The sequence below is a fragment of the Zooshikella ganghwensis DSM 15267 genome, assembly GCF_000428585.1.
GTDB classification, from domain to species: Bacteria; Pseudomonadota; Gammaproteobacteria; order Pseudomonadales; family Zooshikellaceae; genus Zooshikella; species Zooshikella ganghwensis.
The window spans coordinates 1-5,019 of sequence record NZ_AUAF01000224.1 but is presented as its reverse complement, the minus strand read 5'-3'; the positions used below and the strand labels follow the sequence as shown (position 1 = coordinate 5,019).

Here is a 5,019-nt window from a genome sequence, read left to right as displayed (position 1 = left end):
CAGATATGTGTATCTTCATCTAGCCCAAAAAACTCGCCGATGAGCTCCATTGCAATCACTTCAGGATCAGAAAGGGAAGGCATAGTCCCTCGTTCACGTAATCGCTGGCCTTTAAGTAAATCATTAAAGGTATCATCAACCCAGCAATAAACTGCTATGATAAACTCTTCTACTGACATCCCCTGTCCCTTTGAATTTGTTTCGGCAAAACAAAGGTTGGGGTCAGGGGTTGTCATTTCAAACTAATAAAAGTCGAGCATCGCGTTATTATAACTGTTTGAGATAGACGAAAGTTGCGTATAATTAGGTAAGAGCTGGTATCTACCCAGCTCTCCCTACACCACCCTGTTGCGGAACCATTTTAAAATCCTGTCTTGTAACAGATCGTAGCCTTGTGACGTCCATTCCTTAGCCCCTCTTGGCTTTCGCCTACAATAGCGACCAGTTATTGGTTGTAAGGCGAAGTCATGAAATTGGGTGCCAATCGCAGTGTATTTTTATTGGAGATCACCGGATGCCATGCAGAATTGCTGGTAACGGAGATCAATGGTGTTGAAGGGATCTCAGACCCTTACAGTATTGAGCTTAGCTTGGTCAGTCGTCATCCAGAGCTGGGTGAACTTGATCTCATCCGCAAGACGGCATGTATCACTATTCGCGGTGAAGAAGAGGACCGAGTTATCCATGGAATGGTCGCTTCCTTGGTCGAAGCAAGTCCAGGTAATCGTTATACCGAATATGCTGTCAAAATTGTGCCCAAGTTGTGGTTTCTACAATACCGCGAAGACTGTCGCACTTACCAAAAGCTCACAGTTCCAGAAATCGTTGAGCAGGTGCTGATTCGTGCTGAATTTCAAAAAGGCATCGATTTTGAGTTTCGCCTGACGGAAGACTATGAAAAAGAGACGTATATCGTCCAGTTTAATGAGTCTGACCTCAATTTTGTATCCCGCCTATTGGAAAAAGAAGGTATTTTTTATTACTTCGAGCATACCGCTGACAGCCATAAATTGATTTTTGTTGATCGCAATGAAAGCCTGGAACCCATTGCCGGCGAGACCTTGGCCTTTCATATGAAAACCGGCATGGTGCCTGATGAAGACTGTTTGGACTCCTTAAGGCAGAGTGTGAGTGACCCTATCGGAAAGGTTGTCATGCGCGACTACAACTTTCATAAGCCCAGTTTAAATCTGGAAGTTGAACATACTTTAGGTGACCCTGACGCGGTAGAGCATATTTATCCTGGTAACTATAAGACACTGGAAGCCGGTCAGCGTTATGCCCGCATTCGATGTGAAATGCATCAGGTTAAAAAAGAAGTTGTGATCGCGGGTGGCACTTACCGTACGATGCTGCCTGGTTATACTGCTGAAGTCGTCGATCACCCTGTCAAAGTTATCAATAAAGCCTACATTATCAACCAAGTCGTCCATGAAGGACGGCAACCAAAAGGCTCGGATGAATATGCGGTAGGCGAGGGTGCTTATTATCGTTCACGTGGCGTATTGACGCCGAAAACCACCGTTTACCGTCCTCAGCAGCGACACAAAGCACCGAAAATGCCAGGTAAACAAACGGCAGTGGTGACCGGGCCTGAAGGTGAAGAAATTTATACTGATGAATATGGCCGGGTAAAGGTTCAGTTTAAATGGGATCGTGAAGGTAAACTGGATGAAAACTCCTCGCGTTGGGTGCGTGTTATGCAAACCTGGGCAGGTGATCAGTGGGGTAGTATGGTCATTCCCCGCATCGGGCAAGAAGTGACCATCGACTATTTAAATGGTGATGTGAACCATCCAGTGGTGACCGGTGTTGTCTATCATGGCAGGCATCAAACGCCGTATAAATTGCCAGACCATAAAACCCGGTCGGGCTTTAAAACGAATTCAACGCCAGGTGGTGGTGGTTTTAATGAATTTACGTTTGAGGATAAAAAAGACCAAGAAGTAATTATGGTCACGGCAGAAAAAGATTTAGATGTTCGTATTAAAAATGATCGGCGTGAACATATTGTTGGAAATAATAGCGTTGAAATTCACCAACATGACTTCAAACACATAAAGCAAGACCAACACATTAAGGTTGATCAAAACCATGAGCGGGTAGTGAAAGGGGATTATCACGAAACCGTACTGGATACTCGTCATTTGAATGTTGATGGTGAACATCGGATTGAAGCTAAAGATATGAACTTTAAATCTGGTGATAAAGTGGTTTTGGAGTCGGATACGGAAATTACCTTTGTGGCGGGTGGTAGCACTATCACGATTAATCAGGAAGGTGTATTTATTGATGGTAAGACCATTCATGTGCAAGGTCCATCAGGACAGCCGCTACCAGTGCATATCATTACCCCTGAACGTCCTGCTTTGGCTGAAGAGGCTGATCGAGCGAAGTCGGGCCGTCCTTCAGCACCAATGACTCAACCTATTTCAACGAAAAAACAGATGCGTAATTTATTCAAAGCGCTGCATGAGAGTACTCCTTTCTGCGCTATATGCCAACAAGACGCTCAGGAGAAAAATACACAATGAGTTTCACGGTTGAATTACTTCGTCAGCATCATCGGCCGGGCGCTCGTTGTTATTTATTATTGGATGGTGCTGTTGAACCCAAGTTATTAAGCCTTATTTTTGACCAGCAAACAGAGCCTCAAGTATTTCCTTTATATGCTCATACCCCTTTTGCCAATTTACAGGGCATATCCCCTTTACTGGTAGCAGTGGACATTGATGATGGCTTGTTCGCTGAGTATGTAAATAAGGGTATTGCTAAGCATTGGGGACTGTTACTCAGCAGTGATCATTCTTTTGAACAACTCGTGCAACACGCACAGTGGTGGTTAACCATGAATCATCCCGATGGTGGAGAAATGCTATTTCGTGGTTATGATCCCCGCATTGCCTGGCGGTTACTGGCGGCCTCTACCCCAGAGCAACATGCTTATTGGCTTGGTCCTTTTGCTTCTGTGGAATGCATGATTACAGATGGTACATTTGAGAAATTACCCAAAATTGAGCCATACGATACATTGTTGGTCACAGAAGATCGATGGCTTCGAGTTATCAACGTTCAGCCGACACATGATGTACATCGTTATGGGCAGATACAAACCTTTACGGCTAACCAAATAACTGCTATGGAAGAAGCGCCTAAGGTTAAAGCACGAGAGCAGTTGTATAACTATATACACCAGTATCATCCCCACTTACTGCGACATGAAGCTTTAGTGCCTGCTATTTATCAGTTTATGGGCCAATTTAGCCGTCGAACACAAGCGCTAGTACCTGACGATCATGTTGTCATCAATCAGCGTTATCCGGTGATCCATGCATTTGATGCATTAACTCAAGGTATACAGTGCCAGACACGCAATGAGCAGTATTTATTGGTGGATATTATTGGTTTATTAGGGGAGCAGGTATTTTTTAGTCAACAGTATGATGCTGTGTATCAACTCATTACCCAGCCAGCCCCACATCCGCTCAGTGAGCGGTTAGCACAAGCCTATGAACTAGCTAAGCAGTATGGATCGAAGTAACAGATGAGTGATACCAGCAATAATAGTCCTTATGGTAAACCCGCTAATCGTGAAGAAGCCCGTGCAGAAATTGTGGATGGGGCTACAGTGAATGGCATTGCTCAGTGTCCGGTTACAGAGGAGTTTATCTACCTTTACCCAACACGCTATGCTCTCGTTGAAAAAAAAGTTGATTATCCTTCACTTCGTCCAGGTTTTTCAGCAACGATCAAGCCTATTGGTGTTCGTTTAGCCCGCAAAGGGTTTGTGTATCTTTTTCATTCGTTAAAGCCTGATGAGCTACTGTCATTTGAGATTCAACATGATGGTGAACAGTCACGTTATTGGGAACAAAAAGATCAGGTAGGTAATCCCAGCTTTTTAAAAAAGCCGATCAAGCTGAAACGACAAGGCTATATTGAGGTTGCGTATTCAGAAGTCGCGTGGTCTGCTTCGAAAATAGCTGAATTAAAGGCTGATCCACGTTTGCGCTATGAGTATATGCAAAGGGTACAGCTTGGTGATTATGACTTTGGTGATGGTGCGACCCACCTGGTACCCTTGAGTGAAATTGGTAATGTACTTAGTGAATGTATTGGAAAAGAACAGGCGGAAAAACCGGCTAAACGTAAACATAGCTTACCTTTTGAATGGATAGATTTTAGCTGGTCCTCATTACCTTTGGCAGGAGCGTCTACTGGTAAGGTGTTGAATGAAACCCAAGGTACTTCATTTAATACTGCGTTACTTGTATTACACGACATGCTTGGGGTATTACATGATCTTGATATGCATGCTGAGTGTATTTATCGAGAAAAACGTGAGTGGTACGAAAAAAATAAACAAGCACTTCATTCAGGACAATTTATTCGTGGGTTATACCATATCACGAAAGGTGACTTAAATAACCACTTAAAAACAAGTGAAGACTACCAAAAACTTGATGAGTTGGATCAGGAAAGTTTAGAGGCATTTACTCGGGTCGCTGAGCTAAGAAATGAAGCCACTTTACTCAGGCATAAAGCTACTCGGTTTAGACAAAGTGAAATCCGCAGCCCTCAAAATAGACAGCAAAACTGGTATAAGCGCTATCAAGCGATGATGGCTCAAGCAGATGCTAAGGATGCAGAAGCATCGCGTATTGAGGAAAAGTTAAAGCGTAAACATGGTAGTAAGTATGAAGACTATAAACAAGCCGTAGAAGAATACCGATTCGCAAAACTTAATATGTATAAAGATGTGAGTATGTGGAATGTACCTCGCATTGAACAACGGGTCCGCACGAAAGCAATGGAGGTGTTTTTGGATGATGCGGATGAACTGGCTCAGTGTATTGCAGAATTAGAAGAAGAAAATAGTTTAGATCGGGCCTCTTTATTACCCAAATTTAATAAAGCGGTATGGTATTTTGATATTACCATTTTTTCGCATGTACAGCGTTTACATGAAACCCATTTTTGCTGCGTTGCAAACCTGTGTGGTGATGCTGAGGGTAAAGG

3 protein-coding genes and 1 pseudogene are annotated in these 5,019 nt (G+C 43.4%); 3 read left to right on the top strand and 1 reads right to left on the bottom strand.

Annotated features, from left to right (window positions below):
* Nucleotides 1-179: pseudogene (locus tag F607_RS31640) on the bottom strand (IS982 family transposase); the annotation flags it as partial.
* Nucleotides 180-467: 288 nt separating this feature from the next.
* Between F607_RS31640 and F607_RS0124490 the strand changes: the two are divergent.
* The 3 genes from F607_RS0124490 to F607_RS0124480 all read left to right on the top strand — a co-directional run.
* Complete coding sequence (locus F607_RS0124490; protein WP_027710151.1) at nt 468-2,534, top strand: type VI secretion system Vgr family protein; 2,067 nt, start codon at nt 468-470, stop codon at nt 2,532-2,534.
* Nucleotides 2,531-3,541 (top strand): DUF4123 domain-containing protein, encoded by a 1,011-nt coding sequence (locus F607_RS33220; protein WP_027710150.1) that lies wholly within the window; start codon nt 2,531-2,533, stop codon nt 3,539-3,541. The genes F607_RS0124490 and F607_RS33220 overlap by 4 nt, the downstream gene beginning before the upstream one ends.
* Before the next feature lie 3 nt (nt 3,542-3,544).
* Nucleotides 3,545-5,019 (top strand): toxin VasX (locus F607_RS0124480; RefSeq protein WP_027710149.1); only part of this gene is annotated, 1,475 nt, incomplete at its 3' end.

What these genes read in the sequence shown, in the direction of transcription:
- F607_RS0124490 (WP_027710151.1), top strand. Translation starts at nt 468, where the DNA reads ATGAAATTGGGTGCCAATCGCAGTGTATTTTTATTGGAGATCACCGGA.
- F607_RS33220 (WP_027710150.1), top strand. Translation starts at nt 2,531, where the DNA reads ATGAGTTTCACGGTTGAATTACTTCGTCAGCATCATCGGCCGGGCGCT.